At 63.9% G+C, this 20,857-nt stretch carries 20 protein-coding genes; 2 read left to right on the top strand and 18 right to left on the bottom strand.

The features are described from left to right. Positions 1–201: 201 nt before the first annotated feature. The 17 genes from L4X63_RS06165 to flhA form a co-directional block, all read right to left on the bottom strand. The gene (locus tag L4X63_RS06165) at positions 202–963 is read right to left on the bottom strand and encodes an OmpA/MotB family protein (protein WP_250677705.1); all 762 of its coding nucleotides are present in this window, start codon (positions 961–963) and stop codon (positions 202–204) included. Next, a complete protein-coding gene (locus L4X63_RS06160; RefSeq protein ID WP_250677704.1) occupies positions 964–1,728 on the bottom strand; it encodes a flagellar motor protein in 765 nt (254 codons plus the stop codon). A gap of 19 nt (positions 1,729–1,747) precedes the next feature. Then, positions 1,748–2,002 carry a flagellar FlbD family protein gene (locus L4X63_RS06155; protein WP_250677703.1) on the bottom strand — a complete coding sequence of 85 codons (255 nt, stop codon included), beginning with the start codon at positions 2,000–2,002 and terminating at the stop codon, positions 1,748–1,750. A 168-nt stretch (positions 2,003–2,170) separates the two neighbouring features. Further along, positions 2,171–3,091, bottom strand: coding sequence for a flagellin N-terminal helical domain-containing protein (locus L4X63_RS06150; RefSeq protein WP_250677702.1), 921 nt, complete (start codon positions 3,089–3,091; stop codon positions 2,171–2,173). Positions 3,092–3,108: 17 nt separating this feature from the next. Then, positions 3,109–4,557, bottom strand: a complete 1,449-nt coding sequence (gene flgK / locus L4X63_RS06145) for a flagellar hook-associated protein FlgK (protein ID WP_250677701.1) — start codon at positions 4,555–4,557, stop codon at positions 3,109–3,111. Continuing rightward, a complete protein-coding gene (locus tag L4X63_RS06140) occupies positions 4,558–5,055 on the bottom strand; it encodes a flagellar protein FlgN (RefSeq protein WP_250677700.1) in 498 nt (165 codons plus the stop codon). A gap of 12 nt (positions 5,056–5,067) precedes the next feature. After that, positions 5,068–5,370: a flagellar biosynthesis anti-sigma factor FlgM gene (gene flgM / locus L4X63_RS06135; protein WP_250677699.1), complete on the bottom strand. Its 303-nt coding sequence runs from the start codon at positions 5,368–5,370 to the stop codon at positions 5,068–5,070. After that, the gene (locus L4X63_RS06130; protein ID WP_250677698.1) at positions 5,357–5,701 is read right to left on the bottom strand and encodes a rod-binding protein; all 345 of its coding nucleotides are present in this window, start codon (positions 5,699–5,701) and stop codon (positions 5,357–5,359) included. The genes flgM and L4X63_RS06130 overlap by 14 nt, the downstream gene beginning before the upstream one ends. Positions 5,702–5,713: 12 nt before the next feature. Next, positions 5,714–6,769: a flagellar basal body P-ring protein FlgI gene (locus L4X63_RS06125; RefSeq protein ID WP_250677891.1), complete on the bottom strand. Its 1,056-nt coding sequence runs from the start codon at positions 6,767–6,769 to the stop codon at positions 5,714–5,716. Positions 6,770–6,890: 121 nt separating this feature from the next. After that, entirely contained in the window at positions 6,891–7,550 is a 660-nt protein-coding gene (locus L4X63_RS06120) for a flagellar basal body L-ring protein FlgH (RefSeq protein ID WP_250677890.1), read from the bottom strand. A gap of 35 nt (positions 7,551–7,585) precedes the next feature. After that, on the bottom strand, positions 7,586–8,323 hold the full coding sequence (gene flgA, locus L4X63_RS06115; protein WP_250677697.1) for a flagellar basal body P-ring formation chaperone FlgA: 738 nt from the start codon (positions 8,321–8,323) through the stop codon (positions 7,586–7,588). Between the two features lies 1 nt (position 8,324). After that, complete coding sequence (flgG, locus tag L4X63_RS06110) at positions 8,325–9,113, bottom strand: flagellar basal-body rod protein FlgG (protein WP_250677696.1); 789 nt, start codon at positions 9,111–9,113, stop codon at positions 8,325–8,327. Positions 9,114–9,203: 90 nt separating this feature from the next. Further along, on the bottom strand, positions 9,204–9,920 hold the full coding sequence (flgF, locus tag L4X63_RS06105) for a flagellar basal-body rod protein FlgF (RefSeq protein WP_250677695.1): 717 nt from the start codon (positions 9,918–9,920) through the stop codon (positions 9,204–9,206). A 9-nt stretch (positions 9,921–9,929) separates the two neighbouring features. Further along, positions 9,930–10,682, bottom strand: coding sequence for a FliA/WhiG family RNA polymerase sigma factor (locus L4X63_RS06100; protein ID WP_250677694.1), 753 nt, complete (start codon positions 10,680–10,682; stop codon positions 9,930–9,932). After that, positions 10,666–11,580: a MinD/ParA family protein gene (locus tag L4X63_RS06095; RefSeq protein ID WP_250677693.1), complete on the bottom strand. Its 915-nt coding sequence runs from the start codon at positions 11,578–11,580 to the stop codon at positions 10,666–10,668. Before L4X63_RS06095 ends, L4X63_RS06100 begins: the two co-directional genes overlap by 17 nt. Further along, positions 11,577–12,971 (bottom strand): flagellar biosynthesis GTPase FlhF, encoded by a 1,395-nt coding sequence (flhF, locus tag L4X63_RS06090; RefSeq protein WP_250677692.1) that lies wholly within the window; start codon positions 12,969–12,971, stop codon positions 11,577–11,579. The genes L4X63_RS06095 and flhF overlap by 4 nt, the downstream gene beginning before the upstream one ends. Continuing rightward, the gene (gene flhA, locus L4X63_RS06085) at positions 12,961–15,045 is read right to left on the bottom strand and encodes a flagellar biosynthesis protein FlhA (protein WP_250677691.1); all 2,085 of its coding nucleotides are present in this window, start codon (positions 15,043–15,045) and stop codon (positions 12,961–12,963) included. The genes flhF and flhA overlap by 11 nt, the downstream gene beginning before the upstream one ends. Positions 15,046–15,451: 406 nt before the next feature. On the opposite strand from flhA, the gene L4X63_RS06080 reads away from it, so the two are divergent. Next, entirely contained in the window at positions 15,452–16,651 is a 1,200-nt protein-coding gene (locus tag L4X63_RS06080) for a BamA/TamA family outer membrane protein (protein WP_250677690.1), read from the top strand. 324 nt (positions 16,652–16,975) lie between these two features. Here L4X63_RS06080 and mnmL read toward each other — a convergent pair whose 3' ends face one another. Beyond that, positions 16,976–17,899, bottom strand: a complete 924-nt coding sequence (gene mnmL / locus L4X63_RS06075; RefSeq protein WP_250677689.1) for a tRNA modification radical SAM protein MnmL/YtqA — start codon at positions 17,897–17,899, stop codon at positions 16,976–16,978. Between the two features lie 349 nt (positions 17,900–18,248). Between mnmL and L4X63_RS06070 the strand changes: the two genes are divergently transcribed. Then, positions 18,249–20,741: a helicase C-terminal domain-containing protein gene (locus L4X63_RS06070; protein WP_250677688.1), complete on the top strand. Its 2,493-nt coding sequence runs from the start codon at positions 18,249–18,251 to the stop codon at positions 20,739–20,741. The last annotated feature ends 116 nt before the right edge of the window (positions 20,742–20,857 follow it).

The following is a 20,857-nucleotide window of genomic DNA, read 5'->3' as shown; positions in this document are numbered from 1 at the left end:
CGGCGGAAAGGAGGGGTAAGGGTCAATTGTTTGACAGCGAGGGGTCAGGATGACGGCGCGGCCAGGCTGGTCTGACTGGTCTGACTGGTCTGACTGGTCTGACTGGTCTGACTGGTCTGACTGGTCTGACTGGTCTGACTGGTCTGACTGGTCTGACTGGTCTGACTGGTCTGACTGGTCTGACTGGTCTGACCGGCCGGACTACGGCTCGTTCCGCTGCCCTTGCTCGGAGAGGAGGACGATGTCCACCCGGCGGTTTTTCTGCCGTCCCTCCTCGGTGTCGTTGTCGGCCACCGGGCGGTACTCGCCGTAGCCGGCCGCCGAGATGCTGGCGGGGTCGAAATCGCCGTTGCGGATGAGGTACTGCAGCACCGAGGTGGCGCGGGCGGTGGAGAGCTCCCAGTTGGACGGGAAGGCCCGCGAGCTGATCGGCTCGTTGTCGGTGTGCCCCTCGACGCGGATGGAGTTGGAATAGCTGGAGAGCGAGCTGATGACGTCGTTCAGGAGCGTGTACGAGGAGGGCCTCAGGGTCGCACTCGCCGAGTCGAAGAAGCCGGCCTCCTTGAGGCTCACCACCAGGCCCCGCTGGGTGATGGAGACGGTGACCTTCCCCATTGCCCCGGCCTTCATCAGGTACGCCTCGATGGAGGCCTTGGTGTTCTTGAAATCCTGCTCGCCGCCGCGGCTCTTCCCGTGGCGCGGAACCTGGGTGATCTTGCGCATGGAGGGGATGACGCTGATGGTGCCGGACTCGATGACCGCCGGCTTGGAGGCGGGGGAGCTCGTGCTGTACCCGAAGGATTCGCGGAGCGACTGCATCACCTCCTCCACCTTCTTCTTGTCGCTCTGGCTCATGGCGTAGAGGGTGACGAAGACGGCAAAGAGCAACGTGATGAAGTCCGCGTAGGAGACCAGCCACCGCTCGTGGTTTGGCTCCTTTTCGGGCTCTTTCTTTCTGGCCATCTATTTCCCCTTCTTCTCGCCCGGCTCGTGCATGTAGGCCCTGAGTTTCTGCTCGATGAAGTGGGGGTTCTCGCCGTTTTGGATGGCTATCAGCCCCTCGATCACCATCTCCTTCTGGAGCAGCTCTTCTTTCAGGCGGTGCTTCAGCTTGGTGCCGAAGGGGATGCAGATGATGTTGGCGGTCATGAGGCCGTAGATGGTGGCCACGAAGGCGACCGCGATGCCGCCGCCGAGCTTGGAGGCGTCGGAGAGGTTGCTCATGACGTGGATCAGGCCGAGCACGGCGCCGATGATGCCGATGGTGGGGGCGAAACCGCCGGCGGACTCGAAGACCTCGGCGCTCCCCTTGCCGTGGGCCTCGAAACTGGAGAGCTCGATCTCCATGGTCTCCCTGAGCTTCTGGGGGTCGATGCCGTCCACCACCAGCGAGATCCCCTTCTTGGTGAAGGAGTCCTTCACCGTCTGGGCCTCCTGCTCGAGCGAGATGAGACCGTTTCTGCGCGCCTTGGCCGCGTAGTTGATGATGTTCTTGATGACCGCCTCGGGATCGTCCTTGGGAGGGAGAAAGACCTTCTTCAGGTCCTTCACGGCAGTCAAAAGGGTAGCCATAGGGAAGCTGACGCAGGTAGCCGCACAGGTACCACCGAGCACGATGATCGCCGCGGTGGGCTGGATCAGGGCCCCCATGTGCAGCCCTTCGAGGGCAGCGCCGCCGAACACGGCGCCAAACCCCATCAGAATTCCTATGATGCTTGCGATATCCATAACGGCCTGGGGTTACTGGTTAGATCCCGCACTGGGGATGAAAATTGTCGGCTTTGCTCCTGCGGAGGTAACGCCTCCCGCCTGCCATCCCGAGCCTCAAAAGCCTGGCCTTGAAGCTCACCATCCGCCCGATGATCACCTTGGCCGGCTCCAGCACCAGGTAGCGGTTGCCGTTGGAGAGGGTGATGTGGGTGTCGGGGGTCTCGGTGATGAACTCGATGAGGTCGCAGTTGAGGAACAACTCGCTGCCGTCCCTGGTGGTTACCTTGATCATACCGTCACCTTCTGAGGGGAGTTTCTTGGTGGAGCGGCCGTGACCGCTACTTACATTTTCGGCGGTAACCGGAAAACCTTTAGCGCTATCGGGGACGCTGCAAAAAAAAGGCCGGACGGAACTCAGCCTCTCCGTCCGGCTCTTTCGGCGTGCGCCCCTGCCCCCTCTCTACTGCATGTAGTCGAGAAGCGAGAGCTGGGTCAGTTTGGCGGTGGTGGAGAGGGCCGCGTTGAAGGCGGTGGTCTGCTGGCTCAGCTGCACCCCCACCTTGGCCAGGTCCACGTTCTGCAGGTTGCCGTAGGCGTCCTTCAGGGTGTTCTGGTTGTTGGTGATCATGCTCTGCATGTTGCTCAGCCTGGTGAGCCGGCCGGCCACGTCCGAGATGCTGGCGTTTAACTGGTCGCTCCCCGCCTTCATGTTCTTGATCCCGTCGTTGATGGCACTGGTGTTATTGGTGGAGATGGCGGTGATCAGGGCGTCGATCCCCCCGAGAACGTCCACCGGCTGGTTGCCGGCGGTGGCGCCCGAACCGACCGCGGCCGGAGGGGTTCCGCCGCGCAGCAGGTTCCCGCCGGAGACCGAGGTGGAGACCTGGCTGCTCGACGAGATCGGGATGTTGAGGGAATCGCTGGTGCCGGTGAAATTCCCCGCGGCGTCGAAAGGCTGGCCGTTCTTGAAGCCGCCGAAGACGTACTGGTCGCCGTACTGGGTGTTCCCGAGGTCGATCAGCTGCCCCTTCAGCTGGGTGAGGTTGCTCACCGCGCCCGCGATGGCGGTGGAGTCGGTGGAACCCGAGGCGAACTTGCCGGCGATCTGCTTCACCTGGGTCATGATGTCCCCCATGGAGTTGAGCGCCGTGCTGGAGACGTTCAAAAGGAGCTGGGCCTTCTGGATGTTGGAGTTGTACTGGTCCCCGCTGGCGATCTGGTTCTGGATGTCGAGGATCTGCCGGGTGGAGAGCGGGTTGTCGCTGGGGCGGTTCACCAGGTTCCCGGAGGAGGCCTGCTCCTGCAGGGCGTCCAGCGTCTGGCGCTGCTGCTGGATGTTGTAGAGCGCGTTATCGGCGGTCATGTTGGCGGTGATACGCATGTCGGTCTCCTTTGGGCCTACTGGATCAGGCCGAGCACGGTGTCGAGCATGGAGGTAGCCACGCTGATCACCTTGGCGGACCCCTGGAAGGCCTGCTGGTAGCGGGTCAGGTTGGTCAGCTCCTCGTCCAGGGAGACCCCGGCGTTGGACTGCCAGAGGTTATTCAGCTGGTTCAGGAACGACTGCCCCTGGGTGGTGGTGTTCTGGGCGCTCTGGGTGTCCACCCCCACCTTGGCCACCATGGCATTGTAGTAGCTGCTGAAGGTGGCGTTGCCGGTGGTGAAGGCGACCGGGCTCTTCTGCAGGTTGGCGATGGCGAGCGCGTTGCCGTTGTTGTTCGCGCTGGTCGGGATCGGGTCGGTGGCGGTCGGGAGCCCGCCGGCGATCTTCTGGACGGTCAGCAGGGGATCGATGGCGATGTTCGCCGCGGTGGTCCCGGCAGGGTCGAAGAAGTTGTTGCCGGTGGTCCCGTCCAGGGCGTACCCCGTCTTGTGCTGGGTGTTGACCGTCGAGACCAGCTGGGAGGCCATCTCGTTGAGGCTCGAGAGGTACCCCGGTACGATGGTGTCGCGCACCTGCAAGGCGCCGCCGATGGTCCCCTGGCTGTTGTTGGGCCCGCCGATGGTGGCCGAGACGTTGGTGTCGGAGGCCGGGGTGTTGGCCGGGGGAGGGTTCCCTATCCCGGTGATCAGGATATCGTTGGTCCCGGAGGCGTTGGTGTTGGTGTAGACGGTTGCGTACTTGGTGCTGTTGACCAGCGTCTCCCCGCCCGCAAGCGATACGGTGGCGGTGCCGTCCGAGTTGATGGTGGAGGAGATTCCCGCCGTCTGCGACATCTGCTGGATCAGCTGGTCGCGCTGGTTCAAAAGCTCGTTGGCGTTGCCTCCCACTGCGGTGGTGGCGATGATCTGCTGGTTGACCAGGGCGAGATCCTTCGCGTTGCCGGTCAGGTTGGCGGTCATCCCGGCCAGGCTGGTGTCGGCGTTCTTGGCCACCCCGGAGAGGGTGGAGCTCACCTGGTGGAAATCGTCGGTCATCACGTTGGTGGCGGTCATCAGCGCCTGCCGCTCAGCGGTCCCTCCCGGGTTGGTGGAAAGGTCCTGCCAGGCGGAGAAGAACTTGCTCACCGCGCTCCCGAGCCCGTCGGTGGAAAGCTCGTTCAGCGAGGGCTGGATCTGCTGCAAGGCGGTCTGGCGGGTGAGGTTCTGCTGGTAGGTGGAGTTGCCGCTCACGATCTGCTGCTGCAGCATCCCGTCGTAGGCGCGGCGCACCGTCTGGACCTCCACCCCGGTGGCCATCGGGAAACCGTTGGTGCCGGTGGTGATCGGCCCGGTCTGCAGCATCACCTGCTGGCGTGCATAGCCGGTGGTGTTGACGTTGGCGATGTTCTCGCCGGTCACTTCCATGCCGAAACGCTGGGCGGCCACCCCGGAGGCGGCGATATCGAAGATCGAGCTGATGCTCATTTAGACCTCCTTGCAGACGAACCGGCTCCCGCCGCGCCTGGAGACCAGCGAGCCCGCCATCCCGTAGGTGTCGCCGGGATTGAAGAGCCGGTTGAAGAAGCCGACCGACTGGTTGACGAAGGTGAGGGAATCTTCCAAAAGCCCGCGGTTCAGGGCCAGCGCCCCCCCGAGCTCCCGGGAATCGGCCGCCACCGTCCGCTGGGCCTCCCTGAGGGAAGCCTGCTCCTCGGCCGGCAGCCGTGCGATGATCGGGGAAAGGGCCGCCCCTCCGGAGAGCCCGAGCTCGGCGGAGAGCGCAGCGATCATCCCGCGGCAGCGCTCGGAAAGCCCCGACAGCTTCTCCATGGCCCCCTGGATCTGCTGCTGGTTTTCCTCCAGCTTAGCCAGGTCCAGCGTCACCAGGCAGGACTGTTCCACCTGCAAAAGCCTCTTCAGTTCCCTCATCAGAGACCCCTTTTCGCCAAGGGCCGCAACCAGTTCGGCTATGCTAACTCTCATTCGGCTTCTCCCTTACAGACTTGAGTGCTGTTCGATCATTTTCTGGGCGAGGAGGGCGGGATCGACCCGGTAGCCTCCTCCCTGCATGTTCTGCCGGGCCAGCGCCACCCGGTCCATCCTCATCTCGGGCAGGGCGTCCAGCTCCCGCTTGAGCCGGTCGATCCCGAGCTCCTTGGAGGAGATGCTGACCCGGTCCTGGCTTTTTTGCTGCGGCTGCTGCGCGGCAGCCTGGCTGGACGGGGTGGGTGCCCCGTCGGTGGAGGCCGCGTCGGTCCGGGTGAGCTGCACCTTGTAGGCTGCGCTATTTATCACCATGACTTCCTCCCGGGGGGACCGGGTGCTGCTGGCGGGTCAGTTCCCGCTCCAGCATGCCGGCCAGCCCCACCCCCCCGCCGTTGGCGGCGGCATCGGCGTACTGCTGGTCGAGCAGGGAACGGAAGGTTTCCTCGCCGCGCCCCCCGCCGGTCAGCTTGTTCTCGCCCACCGTCGCGCGCATCGACTTCATCATCATCCCCAGGAACATCGCCTCGAAACCGCGGGCGGCCTTTTTGATGGCGGCCTGGTCCTTCGCCGCGGCGGGATCCGCGGGGAGCTTGGGGGTGGCGGCGGTCAGCGGGATCACCGGTAGCTGCGTATTGATCTCCATCGTCTCCCCCGCCTACATGACGCTCAGCTCGGCGTTGAGGGCGCCGGCCGCTTTGATCGCCTGCATGATTCCCAGCAGGTCCCGCGGGGTGACCCCCAGCGTGTTGAGGGCGCGCACCACGTCGCCGAGGTTGGCCCCTTCCTTCAGGAGCGAGACGTTGACCTTCTCCTCGGCCACCTTCAGCTCCGTCCTGGGGACGGTTGTGGTGGTGCCGGTCTTGGAGAAGGGAGCCGGCTGGGAAACCAGGGGGGCCTCTTTGACCACCACGGTCAGGTTCCCGTGGGAGACCGCCACCGTCGAGATGCGGACGTTCTCACCCATCACGATGGTGCCGGTCCGCTCGTTCATCACCACCCGGGCGACGACATCGGGGTTGACCTCCAGCCGCTCGAGCTGGGCCAGGAAGGAGATCATCGAGCCGCGGTAGGCGTCGGGGACCAGGATGTTGACGCTGCCGGGGTCGGTCAGGGTGGCGATCTCGGACTTGAAGCGCTCGTTGATGGCGGCGGCTACCCGGCTCGCGGTGGTGAAATCGGCCTGGTGGAGGTTCAGCTTCAGGACGCTCTTCCCGGCCAGGACATTGGGGATCTCCCGCTCGATCAGTGCCCCGCCCGGAACCGTGCCGGCGGTCGGATGGTTCTTGATCGCGCTGGCGGCCTGGCCGCCGTAGGAGAAGGAGTTGGTCAGCACCGCCCCCTGGGCCACCGCGTAGATCTGCCCGTCGCCGCCCTTCATGGGAGCCATGAGCAGGGTCCCCCCCGCGAGGCTCTTGGCGTCGCCCACCGATGAGACCAGCACGTCGAGATGGTTACCCTGCTTGGAGAAGGGGGGGAGCTCGGCGGTGACCATGACCGCGGCCACGTTCTTGACCGTGATGTCCCCGCGGTTCACCGTGATCCCCAGCCTCTCCAGAGCCCCGACCAGGGACTGCACCGGGAACTTGGTCTGGTCCGAGTCGCCCGAGCCGTTCAGGCCGACCACTAGGCCGTAACCGATCAGCTGGTTGTCCCGGACGCCGTCGAAAGCGGCGATGTCCTTGATGCGCGCGGCAAAGGAGAGCTGCGGCATGAGGAGCAGGAGAACGGCAAAGGCCAGGATTTTGACTGCGAGTGCTTTCACGTCGGTACCTCGGGGCGAAACTTTCGCCCGCAAACGGCCGGACGCCTCCCCGGCGGGGGAGGCGCGGCGGTTAGAAGGGCCAGATCTTGTCGAAGATGTTCAATAGCCACCCCGGCCGCTGCCGGTCGCTCACCACTCCGTTACCGGTGTAGTTGATCCGGGCGTCGGCGATCAGGGCGGAACCAATCGTGTTGTCGGCGGTTACGTCGCGGCTTCGCACCGTCCCGGTCAGGACGATGATCTGGTCCTCGTTGTTGACCTTGACGTTGCGTCTCCCCTCGATGGCGAGGTTCCCGTTGGGGGCCACATCGACCACCTTGGCGCTCATGGTGGCGTTCAGGGTGTCCGCCCGGGTGGTGGAACCGCTACCCGAGTACTTGGAATCGAAGTTCGCGCTCAAGAGGTTCGCGAGGTCGGCCCAGGTCTTGACCGGGGTCTTCTCCAGCCCAAGGAGGTTGGGGATGCCGGCCGAGATGCTGGAGCCCCGCTTGGTGTCGGTGGTCGCGTTCTTGCTGGCGCTCGCCGACTCCGAGATGACGATGGTGATGATGTCCCCGCGCTGGCGCGCCTTCACGTCCTCGGCGAGCCCCGTGGAGGAGGCCTGCCAGATGGAGCCGGAGGCGTAGTTCGGCTGGACCTTCGGCATCTGCTCGTCGAAGCTGCGGGTATGGACCTCGGCCACCTGATGCGAGCAGGCGGTCATCAGGAGCACCGCCCCCGCCGCCGCCATCCCCGCGATGTATCGTTGTACTCCTTTCCGGATCATCAGAATTCCACCTTGACCGTGTCGGCATCGACCACGCGCGCCGGCACGTCCTTGTTCGAGGAGGTGTTAACCACCATGATCTGGTCCCCCACCGCCCCGGAATTCTTGGCCCGGCCGATGGCGGTGATCCTCACCACCTCGTTTTCCGCCACGATGGTCACGAGCTGCCCGCTCTTCACCACCGGGACCCGTTCGAGGTAGTCGCCCCGCACCGGGGAGTTGGCCCGGACGGAGCTCTTCACCCGGAGGCCTACCGCCTCGTCGACAGTTTTCAGGAACCTTCCCTGCACGTGGGCCATGTCGCGGCTGGCGACGGAGAGATCGCTTGCGGTAACAACCTCTCCCCTCTCCAGGGTACGGGTCGCCACCACCATGTCGGTCAGCGCCTCGACCTCGACCAGCACGGTGAGGTTCTTCTTCACTTCGCCGTCCACCCGGACGATGAGGGCCAGCGAGCCGTTGCCGTACCCTTCCCAGCGGTCGGGGGCGATCACCTCGTAGCTGACCGCGCCGGCGGGGAGCTTCAGGTCGCCGCTGTAGCCGATCCTCTTGATGGAGATCTTGGCGTTGAGCGGGGCGGCCCGCTGCACCAGGAACTCCTCGACCACCTTCTTCACCTCGCTCTCGGGGACCGAGACGGTCGCCACCGGCTTGGGAACGCTCACCGGGGTGGGAAGCGCCAGGACGGCGGAGGGGATCAGGAAGAGGAGGGCTGCCAGCACCAAAGCTTTCATCATGCTACCTCTTCAACTGGGCGGCCTGCTGCAGCATCTCGTCGGAGGCCTGCACCGCCTTGGAGTTGATCTCGTAGGCGCGCTGCCCGACGATCATGTTGACCATCTCGTCCACCACGCTGACGTTGGACTGCTCCACGTACCCCTGCTCCAGCGTCCCGAGCCCGTTCTGGCCGGCGGTGCCGGTGGTGGCGTTGCCGGAGGAGTCGGTGGGAAGGAAGAGGTTCTTGCCGATGGCGTTCAGCCCCGAAGGGTTGGGGAAGGAGGCGAGCTGGAGGGTGCCGACCGTGGTGGAGGTGTTCTGACCCGGCTGCTGGACCGAGACCGTGCCGTCGCTGCCGATGTTGACGCTCAGGGCGTTACTGGGGATCAGGATCTCCGGGAGGATCGGCTGCCCTTCCGAGGTGACCAGGCGCCCCTGCCCGTCCTTCTTGAGGGTCCCGGCGCGGGTATAGGCAGTGGTGCCGTCGGTCTGCTGGACCTGGAAGAAGCCGTCCCCCTGGATGGCGAGGTCGAGCTGGTTGCCGGACTGGACGATGTTGCCGGTGGAGAAGATCTTGGTGACCGCCGCCGGCTTGACCCCAAGGCCGATCTGGATGCCGGTCGGGGTGGTGGTCGAGTTGGTGGCCGGGGCGCCGGTGGTCTTCACCGTCTGGTACATCAAGTCCTCGAAGTCGGCGCGGCTCTTCTTGAACCCGGTCGTGTTGCTGTTGGCCAGGTTGTTGGAGATCACGTCTATGTTCGTCGTCTGCGCCTGCATACCGGAGGCGGCGGTCCAAAGGGCCCTGATCATGAAATGCTCCTTAACGGCAGTGCTGACTGCCGTTCTATGTTCTAAGTTCTACGTTCTAGGTTGTGAAACCTGCGGAGTCCGGTCTCGGCTTTACACTTTTCCCAAGTCGTTGGCCGCCTTGGCGGCCATGTCGTCGTAGCTTCGGACGGCACGCGCGCACGACTCGAAGAAACGGCTGGTCTCGATCATGCGGGCCATCTCCACCACGACCTTCACGTTGGAGCCTTCCAGGTACCCCTGCTTGACCGGAGTCTGGGCCGCGGCCGGGGCGGCGGCCGGGTCGGCCGGCACCCACAGGCCGTTCCCCTGTTTGCTGAGGCTGTACGGCTTCGGGAAGTCCACCCGGCTGATGGTCCCCACCGCGCTGCCGTCCACGTTCACCTGCCCGTTCTCGTCGATGATCACCCGGCTCCCGTTGGCGATGGTGATGGGACCGTTGCCCCCCTGCACCTCGTAACCGTCGCTGGTCACGAGCTTGCCTCCCGGACCGCGCTGGAAGTTACCCTGCCGGGTGTAGGCCGGCCCGTCGGGGGTGTTCACCACGAAGAACCCCTCCCCTTCCAGGGCCAGATCGAAGGTGTTGTCGCTTTTTTGCAGCGGCCCCTGGGAGAAGTCGGTCGAGTACCGTTCGTTGGCAAAAATTGGCTGCTGTGTCGGATTATTGACACCAGCCAGTACGCTTTCGAACCCGATGGTGTCGGCCTTGAAGCCGGCGGTGCTGGCATTGGCCAGGTTGTTGGTCAGGACATCGAGCCGGCGCTGCGCCGTCAGGCTCCCCGACAGGGCCGCATACATCCCGCTGTTCATGCTATCCCCCTACGCTACCCGCTTCATCTTGCCGCGCAGCCTCACGATGGCCTGGCTGTGCAGCTGGGAAATCCGCGATTCGGTCAGATCCAGCACCGCCCCGATCTCCTTGAGGTTCAGCTCCTCGTAGTAGTACAGGGTGATGACGATCCGCTCCTTCTCGGGGAGGTTGTCGATGGCCTCGGCAAGCCTCTCCACCGTCTGGCGGGCGATCATCTGGTTCTGCGGGCTCTCGGTTCCCTTGTCCTCCAGGACGTCGAGAAGGCCGAAGGGGGCGCCGTCCTCGTCGTGCCAGGCGTCGTCCAGGGAGACGAAGGAGAGGAGATGGATCTCCTCGAGGAGCCGGAAGTAGTCCTTGAGCTCGAGCCCCATGGCCACCGCCACCTCGTCGGAGGAGGGGTTACGCCCCAGCCGCTGCTCCAAAAGCGCGAATTCCTTCTCGAGCTTCTTGAACTTGTCGCGGAGGCTCCTGGTGAGCCAGTCCTGGGCGCGCAGCTCGTCCATGATGGTCCCGCGGATGCGCTGCTCGGCGAAGGTCTTGAACTGCACCCCGCGGCTCGGATCGAACCTTTCGGCGGCCGAGATGAGCCCCACGATGGCGGCGCTTCTCAGATCCTCCCGGTCCAGGTGGGGGGGAAGGGAAGAGGCGATCCGGTCCACGATGAACTTGACCAGCGGGAGGTGGGATACCACCAGTTCGTCCCTGCTGAGCGGCACCCCGCGATGCGCCTCTTGCTCATAGGCCTTAAGAAGACAGTTCATGTTTCCTCCACTGCGTCACGCTCGCTGCCGGTTCGCCCGGCATCTGGGGCATTACCCCAGTTTCCGACAATAACCTCTGTGCCAAACTTTTGAATCCCAGCGAGGCCCGGGAGTCGGGGAAGAGGCGGCAGACGGGGCCCCGGCGCTTGGCAGATTCCACTAACATTTCATCCTGCAGGATACATCCGGCGTACTCCATGGAGATCTCCAGGAAGCGGCCGGTGATGGCCGAAAGCTTGTTGTAGAGGGTGCTCCCCTCCTCGGCGTTCTTGCACATGTTGACTACCAGCTTGAATTTCAACCCCGGATCGCGTCCGGAGAGGGTCTTCATCAAGGCGTAGGCGTCGGTGATCGAGGTTGGTTCCGGGGTGATCACCAGCATGATCTCCCGCGAGGCGGCGGCGAAGCCGGTGACGTTGGCGGCCAGCCCGGGGGCGGTGTCGATCAGGTAGTAATCGAAGCGGTCCTGCAGCCTGATCATACCTTGCAAAAGGGATACCCGTTCGCTCGGGGAAAGTGCACTGTACTGGTGCATGCCGAGACCGGCGGGGAGGATGCTGATGCCGGGGGACGCCTCGACCACGGTCTCCTCCAGGCTCCGCTCGCCGCCGATCACGTGCCCGAGGCCGTACTGGGCTTCCCTGCCGAGCCTCATGCAGATGCCGGTCATCCCCTGGCCGGTGTCGACGATCAGCACCCGTTTTCCTGCTGCGGCCAGGGATTCGGCCACGTTGACCACCACCGAGCTCTTGCCGACCCCTCCCTTGCCGCTGGTGACCGAGATCACCCTGAGTCCCTCGCGAAGCTTAACCCGCTCCGTAACGGGGCGGTTCTTGGTGCGCCCGGCCAGTTGCCGAAGGGTGTCGGCCTGGTCTGCCGAGCCGTGAAAAGAACTCATCGTGCAACCTCCTTCACCACCAGGGTGGCGAGCCTTCTCGCCGTGGCGAGCTCAATGTCCTCGGGTACCTTCTGCCCGGTGGTGAAATAGGAAAGCGGGAGCTTGTGCTTCAAATGGGTGTCGACGATGCAGCCGTAGCTTTCGCTCTCGTCGAGCTTGGTGAAGAGGAGCCGGGCGATGGGGAGCGATCCGAACATGGCCACGATCTCGTCCAGCTCGCGGGGGCGGGTGGTGGCCGATACGCAGAGATAGGTCTCGATCCCGGGGTGGCACTCGACGAACCCCTTGAGCTCCTCGATCCGCTCGGAATCCTTGGGGCTTCTGCCTGCGGTGTCGATCAGGATCAGGTCCTTGTCGGCGTGGGCGGCCAGCGCCTCCTGCATCTCGGGGACGGTGGAGACCACCTCGAGCGGGAGGTCCATGATCTTCGCGTAGGTCTTCAGCTGCTCGACGGCGCCTACCCTGAAGTTGTCGGTGGTGACGAGCGCCACCGAGAGGCCGCGGTTCAAGGCGTGCAGGGCGGCCAGCTTGGCGATGGTGGTGGTCTTGCCGACGCCGGTCGGCCCGACCACCGCCATGATCTTGGTGCCGTTTTTCTTCATCCGGACGCTTCCCGCGCACTTGACCATCCCGGAGAGGGTCTGGACCAGCATGCCGCGCAGCTGGTGGGCGGTGGCGCCCGCCTCGGCGGCGGGACGGATATGGTCGACGAGGAGGTCGATGGCGGCCGGGCTCAGCTCCGCGGCCCGGAGCTCGGCGGCCAGAAGCTCGAGCACCATCTGGGTCCGCTCGTCGGCGGCGGCCGAAGCCGCAGGTGCCGCTGTGGCCGCCGTGGCGTGGAGCGGCTTGGCGAACGTCTCGATGGCACCGGAGACCACCGGTTCGGCGGCGTCGGCCATCGGGAAGCTGAGCGCCTTCGGGAGCCCGTTATCCTTGGCGCCGACCGCGCTGTAGAGGAGCTTCTTGATCTCTTCGAGCTCCTCCTTGGCGAAGGTCCGCGGGGCCTCCGCTTCGCCGCCGGCCTCGCCGCGCTGCCCCTTGTCGGCCGGCGGTGCGGCGGAGGCGGCGTCCTTCCTGGTGAGCGCCTCGACCCGCTGCTTCAGCTCGCGGACCTCGCGGGCCAGGGGGCCCAGCATCGAGTTCTGGAACTCCTCGCGGGTGGAGAGCTCCCTCGGGGGAGGCTGCTCTTCCTGGTACGGGTTGGGGCGCGGGGCCACCGGCCGCGGTTCCAGGGCCGCGGTGACCTCGAAGTAGGGCTTGCTGAAGAACCCGAGGATACCCTTACGCCGTTCTTTCTTGGAGGAGAGGATCATCGCGTCCAGGCCCATCTCGGCCTTCACCATCCTGAGCGCCTCCGACATCTGTTCCGCTTGAAAGGTTTTAACTAGCATTGAGCATCACCACCCCTAGAGATTGGATTTTAATGTTGGGCGGGATCTCGTTGTGCGAGATGACCGCCAGGTTGGGAAGATAGCGTTCAGTCAGTTTCTTGACATGCCGGCGAATGGTGGGAGAGGCCATCAGCACCGGCAGCGCTCCCACGCCGTCGAACTGTTCGGCGTTTCTCCTGATCGCCGCCAGGATCTTCTGGGCGGCGTGCGGGTCGATGGCCAGGTAGCTCCCCTGCTCGGAGAGCTGGACCGCGTCGGCGATGGTCTCCTCGACCTCGCGGTCCATGGTCAGCACGCAGAGGGTGTCGTCCTCGCGCTTGTACTGCTCGACGATGTAGCGCCCCAGGCTCTGGCGGACGAACTCGGTCAGCATGTCCGGGTCCTTGGTCACCCCGCCGTAATCGGCCAGGGTCTCCAGGATGGAGCGGAGGTCGCGGATGGAGACGTTTTCCTTGAGGAGGTTCTTGACCACGCGGAGCACGGTCCCCAGGGAGAGGAGCGAGGGAACCAGCTCCTCCACGACCTTCGGGAGGGTGGCGGCGATGGAGTCGAGGAGCGCCTGCAGCTCCTGGCGGCCGACCAGCTCGTGGGCGTGCTTCTTGATGGTCTCGCTGATGTGGGTGGCCAGGATGGTGGTGTTGTCGACCACCGTGTAGCCGGAGACCTGCGCCTTCTCCCGTTCCTTCCCCTTGATCCAGATGGCGGGGAGCCCGAAGACCGGCTCGGTGGTCTTGATCCCCTCGATGAGGCCGGCGGCGCCGCCGGAATCCATGGCCAGGTACTGCCCGGAGAGCTCGCCGCCCCCCACCTTGGCGCCGTTGATCAGGATGTTGTACTCGTACGGTTTCAGCTGCAGGTTGTCGTGGATGTGGATCGGGGGAACGATGAACCCCATCCGGTCGGCCACCTGTTTGCGGATGGAGCGGATGCGGTCGAGGAGCTCCCCCTGCTGGTTGGCGTCCACCATCGGGACCAGCCCGTAGCCGACTTCGAGCTCCAGCATGTCGAGCGGGCGGATCGAGCTGATCTGGTCGAGGTCCTCGTCGGCCACCTGGGCCGCGGCGGCCGCCTCCTCCACCTCCTCGACCTTCTTCTCGGTCGCCATGCGGGAGACCAGGAAGGCGGTGCCGGAGAGGAGCAGGAAGGCGAAGTGGGGAAGCCCCGGGATGAGGGCGAAGAGGAAGAGGACGCCGGAGGAGACCTGGAAGGCCCGGGGGTAGTTCATCAGCTGGCCGGCGATCTCGTGGCCGAAGTTGTTCTCGTCGGCCGAGCGGGTGACGATGACGCCGGCGGCGGTGGAGATGATGAGCGCCGGGACCTGGGCCACCAGCCCCTCGCCGATGGTCAAAAGGGTGTAGTTGGAAAGGGCCTCGGTGAGCGGCATCCCCTTCTGCCAGACGCCGATCACGAAGCCGCCCAGGATGTTGACCAGCACGATGAGGATGCCGGCCACCGCGTCCCCGCGGACGAACTTGGAGGCGCCGTCCATGGAGCCGTAGAAGTCGGCCTCCCGGGAGATGTTCTTCCTCCGCTGCTTGGCCTCCTTGTCGGTCAGAAGCCCGTTGGAGAGGTCGGCGTCGATGGCCATCTGCTTGCCCGGCATGGCGTCCAGGGTGAAGCGGGCGGCCACCTCGGCCACGCGCCCGGCACCCTTGGTGATGACCACGAAGTTGATGATCACCAGGATGAGGAAGATGACCGCACCGACCACATAGTTCCCCCCGACCACGAACTGGCCGAAGGCCTTGATGACCGACCCCGCCGCCTCGGTCCCCTCGTTGCCGTGCAACAGAATGAGACGGGTGGAGGCGATGTTGAGGGCCAGCCGGAAGAGCGTGGTGACCAGCAGGATGGAGGGGAAGACCGAGAAGTCGAGCGCCTGGGTGGTGTAGAGGCAGACCAGCAGGATGACCAGCGCGACGGTGATGTTGGTGGCCAGGAATATGTCCAGGAGAAAGGCGGGAAGCGGAATGATCATCAGGGAGAGTATCCCGATGAGGGCTACCGCCATGTAGATATCCGAGTTCCTGCCTGCCGCCGGTGCGGCTAAAGTGTTCGCTGCTGGAGTGGCCATGCCTGCCGTTTTCCTCGTGGGTGGTGGAATTTCTATGGCAGGACACTGTGCAACCGGTATGCCATCCTCTCGAAAGGAGGCCGTTGGAAGACGTAAGGCGCGGAAAACAGGGGAGTGCGGGCGGGTGGGACGGTAACTGGGCGGTTTCGTAACGGTTTGCGGGGGCGGCCTCCCCCCCTGCCGGGGCGCCGGCCCCGTCATTTTTATCGGGTCCCGGGTCAACATTTTGACCTGTGCCGATGGCCGGTCACCCCACTCCGGAACGATCGTCTCCCCGGGCCGGAGCAGCCGGAAGGGGCGCAGTTACCGCTATTTTTTTTGTTGTAAAAGCCTCCGCGACGGGATATCTTTCTTCAATTTTTCCGGACGATAACGACCAATGTTCTTCAGGCTTTACATTTTCTTAATGCTTGCCCTCCTGCTCGCCGGGTGCACCACGTACCTGGCTCCGGGGCAGGTTCCGGTTCCCCCGCTCGAAACCCAACGGGTAAAGGTGGTGACCATCCCGCTGCCGGTGATCGCCTCCAGCCCCAACGAGGGGATCACCTACGGCGGCCTGACCGCCTTTCTCCTGCATAACGAGAAGGACGAGGTCTGTTCGCTGCTCGCCCCCCAGGTCAACCAGAACGACAACTTCGGCATCTCCTCAACCCTCTACGGGGCCTACTACCCAACCGCCGACCGGAGCTTCGAGTTCAACCTCTCCAAGTCGACCAAGGTAAACGAGGACTACGAACTGAAGGTCCGCGACCAGAGCCTGATGAACCGGGAGCTGGAGCTGAACCTCTTCCTCTACACCTTCTCCGACGGTTCCGCCCGCTTCTACGGCTTCCAGTCGTGGAGCCGGAAGGACAAGGAGACCAACTACGCCGACGAAGAAACCGGCTTCACGCTGACCGCCGGCTATCCTGTGCTGGATCATACCCAGTTCCAGGTCGGGGAGCGTTACCGCGATGTCGGCATCGGTGAGGGGGCGGTGCGGAAGGTTCCCTTCATCCGGGACCGTTTCCCCAACATCCCCGGCGTGAACGGGTTCACCGCCCATGCCCAGTCGCTCTCACTCATTTACAACACCCTCGATTCCCCCACCATGCCGACCACCGGGATCCGGGCCAAAGTGGCCTTCGAGAACAGCGCCACCATCTTCGGGAGCAGCGCCAACTATCGCCACTACGACGGTGAAGTGAAGGGATACCTTCCGCTGGTGGACGGGCGCTACATCAGCGTGGCGAGGCTCGCCTACAGCCAGACGCTCGGCGAGCATGTCCCCTTTCTGGAGCGGAGCGTCTTGGGAGGCGAGAACACCCTGCGCGGCTACGGGAGAAACCGTTTCATCGACAGCAGTTATATGCTGTTGAATCTGGAGGAGAGGATCAGGCTCTTCAGGTGGGAGATCTTCGGAGTGACCGCCGATTGGGAGTTGGCCCCCTTCGTCGACTTCGGCGGCGTGATGAAATCGATGGTGGAAGTGAACCCCAATGCCTTCGAATTCAACCCGGGCGTCGGTTTCCGGGCGGTGATCAGGCCGAACATCGTGGGGCGTATCGACGTCGGCGTAGGCAGTGAAGGCCCCGCCGTCTTCGTGGGACTGGGGTATCCGTTCTAAGGATCAAAACCTTAATAGAACGCGGATGACGCGGATTTAGCGGATTTCCGCGGATAAATCTTAAAACCTTAAACCTTTGAACACGGATCAAATCTGATGTAACAGATGTACACGGATAAAGACTTTTAGAGTTACCCCTTAAAACAAGACAAGGCGGGTCCCCTCTCGGGTGATCCGCCTTTCATCATTTTAGCTTCTGATTGAGTAAAAAAAGATTTAAAGCCTAATCCGCCTTTATCCGTTACATCAGATTTGATCCGTGTTCCATTGCTTTTGATCTAGTCTTTGCCTTTGCCTGATCCGCGTTAATCCGCCCAATCCGCGTCATCCGCGTTCCATTGTCCTTGGTTTTCCCTGCCAGCTCCCCCGCCTCTCCATCTCGTTGTCGATGCAGTTCAGCACCTCGAACTTGTTCAGCGACCAGAGGGGCGCGATCAAGTCCTGCCGGTTGCCGTCCCCGGTGAGCCGCTGGACCACGATCCGGGGATCGAGCCGCTCCAGGAAATCGCAGACAAGCCCGACGTACTGATCCCGATCCATCACCGTGACCTCCCCCCGCCCATACTCCTCGGCAAGCCGGGTCCCCCGCATCACGTGCAACAGGTGGATCTTCACCCCGTCCACCCCGGCGGCGTTGACGAACTCCGCTCCGGACAGCATCTCCTCCCTGCTCTCCCCCGGAAGCCCCAGGATCAGGTGGGCGCAGACCCGGATTCCCCTCTTCTTGCACTCCTCTACGGCCCTTGTAAAGGACGCGACGTCGTGTCCCCGGTTGATGGCGTCGAGGGTCCGGTCCAGGGGAGACTGCAGGCCAAGCTCCAGCCAGAAATAGCAGCGTTTCGCGTAGCCGGCGAGGAGGTCGAGGACGTCCGGCGGGAGGCAATCGGGCCTGGTCCCCACGACGAGCCCCACCACGTCGGGGACCGACAGCGCCTGGTCGTAGACCTCTTTAAGGCGCTCCACCGGCCCATAGGTATTCGAATACGACTGGAAATAAGCGAGGAATTTGGCCGCCTTGTACTTGCGGACCATGACCTCCTTGGAGTGCTCGAGCTGCTCCGCTACGGCCGAGCCCCGCAGGATACCGTAGGAACCCGACCCCTTCCCGCCGCAGAACGAACAGCCGTCGCCCCCGAGGCTCCCGTCCCGGTTCGGGCAGGTGAACCCGGCGTCCACCGACAGCCTCTGAACCTTGCAGCCGAAGAGCCGTTTCAGCTCGTCGGAAAATGCGTTGTAGCGATGATCCATCCGTTCCCCCAGACGGTTCTTCTACCACAGGTTGGTGGCCCAAGGAAAGGCTATCCCCGCTATCGGCAAGTCCCTCTCCGTTTGACACTCCCCCCTTTGAAAAAAGGGGGGGCGGGGGGGATTTGGTTCTGCCCAACTCACCGGCTACAGCAAATCCCCCTAAATCCCCCTTTTTCAAAGGGGGACTTTCCGGAGGGGTGCCTCTTCCTGCGCCTCGGCAATGACTGTCGCCGGTAAAAATCCCCCCTGTCCCCCCTTCGCAAAGGGGGGAACCTGAAGGCCCGAACTTTCCCGCTAGATCGCCCTTTTCTGTTGCGCCTCCCGGCCGAACCCTGTATTTTCATCCACTATGCAAAGATGTTTTTCGGCGGAAGCTATCAAGCAGCTTCGTGCGTCAATCAGTGAAGCGGAAGGCAACGAAGTCTTCTTTTTAGGTCGTACCGACGAAGCCCGGGTGGTAGTCGAAGTCGAGGCTTTGGCCCGTGGCAACCGCGATGCAGTCCCCGCCATCATGATCGCCGCCACCTTCGGCGATGTCGTCATCCATAACCACCCCTCCGGCAACCTCACCCCCTCCCAGCCCGACGTCGAGATAGCCTCCCTGCTGGGAAACCAGGGGATCGGCTTCTACATCATCGACAACCACGCCGAGCGCTGCAACCAGGTCGTCGCCCCTTTCGCCCGCAAGAGCATCGAGCGGCTGAGCTACCCCGAGATCGAGCGCTTCTACGCCCCCGATGGCGAGCTCGCCGGATCGCTCCCCGGCTACGAGCACCGTCCCGAACAGACCAAGATGGCCCTCCTGCTGGCCGAGGCTTTCAACGAGGGGCGGGTGGCCGTCGTCGAGGCAGGCACCGGCACCGGCAAGTCCCTCGCCTATCTCCTCCCCGCCGCGCTCTGGGCGGTCCGCAACAAGGAGCGGGTGGTGGTCTCCACCAACACCATCAACCTCCAGGAACAGCTGATCCAGAAGGATATCCCCTTTCTCCAGGAGCACGCCGGGGTGAAGTTCCGCGCCGTGCTGGTCAAGGGGCGCGGTAACTACCTTTGCCTCCGCAAGCTCCAGATGAACGCCGCCGACGCCTCCCTCTTCAAGGACGAAGCGGCCCAGGAGCTCGACGCCATCGTCGCCTGGAGCAAGAAGACCGAGGATGGCTGCCGCAGCGACCTCTCTTTCATTCCCAAGGACGAGGTCTGGGAGGAAGTCTGCTGCGAGGCGGACCAGTGTACCCGTGTCAAATGCGCCAACTACGCCCGCTGCTTCTTCTACAAGGCCCGCCGCGAGGCAGCCGGAGCCGATGTGCTGGTGGTCAACCACGCGCTCCTCATGGCCGACCTCTCGGTGCGCCAGGAGACCGGCTACGACGCCACCGCCATTCTCCCCCCCTTCTCGCGGCTGATCTTCGACGAGGGTCACCACCTGGAGGATGTCGCCACCAGCTTCCTCTCCAGCCAGGTCTCCCGGCTCGCCCTGGTGAAGCTCATGGGCAAGCTCCAGCATCCCAAGAAATCCCACCGCGGCGTGCTTCCCCAGCTCTCCACCCAGCTCTCCGCCGCCGTTCCCGAGTCGCAGGACGACCTCTACCTGGAAATCGCCGAGGTGCTGGAAGGGCGCCTGATTCCTAAACGGGTGGCGGTTCTCGACACGGTAACCCGGGGGATGGACGCCATCGCCGACGCCCTCATGAAGAAGCTGAAGATGAAGGGGACCGAGCAGAAGCTGCGGGTGACTCCCGGTATCTACACGACGCCGCTTTGGGCCGAGGTGAGTGTCCACATCGAGGAGATCTGCAAGGCGCTGGGGGAATACGCTTCCGCCATGCAGGCGTTTTTGAAGGGATGCGACCGGCTGCAGGACAAGGTGCTCGAAAAACTCGCCGGGCCGCTGGCGGACCTGCAGGGGATCAAGCTCAGGATGGAGACCGCGGTGGCGGCACTCAGGTTCTTCACCACCCGGGAAGAGGAGTTCTGCCGCTGGTTCGAGCTCAAGAAAGGGCCGGCCGCCAAGCTCTGTTCATCCCCCCTGGAGGTTGCCGATTCCATCAAGAAGGCCATCCTCGACCATTTCCGTACCGTGGTCGTCACCTCTGCCACGCTGGCGGTCGGCGAGAAGTTCGACTTCCTCAAGAAGCGTTGCGGGATCGATCAGCTCCCCAAGGAGAAGGTGAGCGAGCTCCTCCTCCCCTCCCCCTTCGACTACGCGAAACAGGCCTTCGTGGCGGTTCCCTCCGACATGCCCGAGCCCGCGTCCGCCCACTTCGAGGCGCGCCTTTGCGAGCATCTGCTCAAGGCGCTCAAGATCTCCCAAGGGCGGGCCTTCGTGCTCTTCACCTCCTACGATCTGCTCGTGAAGGTCAGTAACCGGCTCAACGAGCCTCTCAAGGCCGCCGGGCTCGCGCCGATGCGGCAGGGGGAGACCAACCGGCACCTGCTTTTGACCAAGTTCCGGGCCGCCGTCAATCCGGTTCTCTTCGGCACCGATTCGTTCTGGGAAGGGGTGGACGTGCAGGGGAAAGGGTTGGAGCTGGTGGTCATCACCAAGCTCCCGTTCCGGGTACCGACCGAGCCGATCCTGGAGGCGAGGAGCGAGCACATTACCGCCATGGGGGGCGATCCTTTCATGAGCTACACCGTCCCGCAGGCGGTGATCAAGTTCAAGCAGGGGTTCGGCCGGCTGATCAGGAGCAAGGAAGACCGCGGCGCCGTGCTGATCCTCGACTCCCGCGTCCTCACCAAGAATTACGGCCGCGTCTTTCTCACCGCCCTCCACGGCGTCACCGTCGAGAAAGGGGAAGAGGACGCCCTCTGCGCCAGGATGGAAGCCTTCTTCGCCCAAGGCTAAACGTGGGAGAGGCCTGACACCGCAAGGTGCCCGTTGTCCCCCTCGTGTAACCTGTCCCCCTTTTTTAACTCTCGCCCCTTCTCCACCGCCGGAGCCCTCAAGTCCCCCCCTTGTCA

The organism is Geomonas sp. Red32, assembly GCF_023652955.1.
In the GTDB taxonomy this organism is placed as follows: Bacteria; Desulfobacterota; Desulfuromonadia; order Geobacterales; family Geobacteraceae; genus Geomonas.
Note: the sequence above shows the minus strand (reverse complement) of the source record. Positions and strands in the feature narration are given on the sequence as shown.

Bases quoted from the DNA above. Each gene is read 5' to 3' on its own strand.
- L4X63_RS06160 (WP_250677704.1), bottom strand. From the start codon at position 1,728: ATGGATATCGCAAGCATCATAGGAATTCTGATGGGGTTTGGCGCCGTG.
- L4X63_RS06125 (WP_250677891.1), bottom strand. From the start codon at position 6,769: ATGCCGCAGCTCTCCTTTGCCGCGCGCATCAAGGACATCGCCGCTTTC.
- flgA (WP_250677697.1), bottom strand. From the start codon at position 8,323: ATGATGAAAGCTTTGGTGCTGGCAGCCCTCCTCTTCCTGATCCCCTCC.
- flhA (WP_250677691.1), bottom strand. From the start codon at position 15,045: ATGGCCACTCCAGCAGCGAACACTTTAGCCGCACCGGCGGCAGGCAGG.
- L4X63_RS06070 (WP_250677688.1), top strand. From the start codon at position 18,249: ATGCAAAGATGTTTTTCGGCGGAAGCTATCAAGCAGCTTCGTGCGTCA.
- flgK (WP_250677701.1), bottom strand. From the start codon at position 4,557: ATGAGCATCAGCTCGATCTTCGATATCGCCGCCTCCGGGGTGGCCGCC.
- L4X63_RS06140 (WP_250677700.1), bottom strand. From the start codon at position 5,055: ATGAGAGTTAGCATAGCCGAACTGGTTGCGGCCCTTGGCGAAAAGGGG.
- flgM (WP_250677699.1), bottom strand. From the start codon at position 5,370: ATGGTGATAAATAGCGCAGCCTACAAGGTGCAGCTCACCCGGACCGAC.
- flgG (WP_250677696.1), bottom strand. From the start codon at position 9,113: ATGATCAGGGCCCTTTGGACCGCCGCCTCCGGTATGCAGGCGCAGACG.
- L4X63_RS06095 (WP_250677693.1), bottom strand. From the start codon at position 11,580: ATGAGTTCTTTTCACGGCTCGGCAGACCAGGCCGACACCCTTCGGCAA.
- L4X63_RS06100 (WP_250677694.1), bottom strand. From the start codon at position 10,682: ATGAACTGTCTTCTTAAGGCCTATGAGCAAGAGGCGCATCGCGGGGTG.
- flgF (WP_250677695.1), bottom strand. From the start codon at position 9,920: ATGAACAGCGGGATGTATGCGGCCCTGTCGGGGAGCCTGACGGCGCAG.
- flhF (WP_250677692.1), bottom strand. From the start codon at position 12,971: ATGCTAGTTAAAACCTTTCAAGCGGAACAGATGTCGGAGGCGCTCAGG.
- L4X63_RS06080 (WP_250677690.1), top strand. From the start codon at position 15,452: ATGCTTGCCCTCCTGCTCGCCGGGTGCACCACGTACCTGGCTCCGGGG.
- L4X63_RS06130 (WP_250677698.1), bottom strand. From the start codon at position 5,701: ATGGAGATCAATACGCAGCTACCGGTGATCCCGCTGACCGCCGCCACC.
- L4X63_RS06155 (WP_250677703.1), bottom strand. From the start codon at position 2,002: ATGATCAAGGTAACCACCAGGGACGGCAGCGAGTTGTTCCTCAACTGC.
- L4X63_RS06150 (WP_250677702.1), bottom strand. From the start codon at position 3,091: ATGCGTATCACCGCCAACATGACCGCCGATAACGCGCTCTACAACATC.
- mnmL (WP_250677689.1), bottom strand. From the start codon at position 17,899: ATGGATCATCGCTACAACGCATTTTCCGACGAGCTGAAACGGCTCTTC.
- L4X63_RS06165 (WP_250677705.1), bottom strand. From the start codon at position 963: ATGGCCAGAAAGAAAGAGCCCGAAAAGGAGCCAAACCACGAGCGGTGG.
- L4X63_RS06120 (WP_250677890.1), bottom strand. From the start codon at position 7,550: ATGGCGGCGGCGGGGGCGGTGCTCCTGATGACCGCCTGCTCGCATCAG.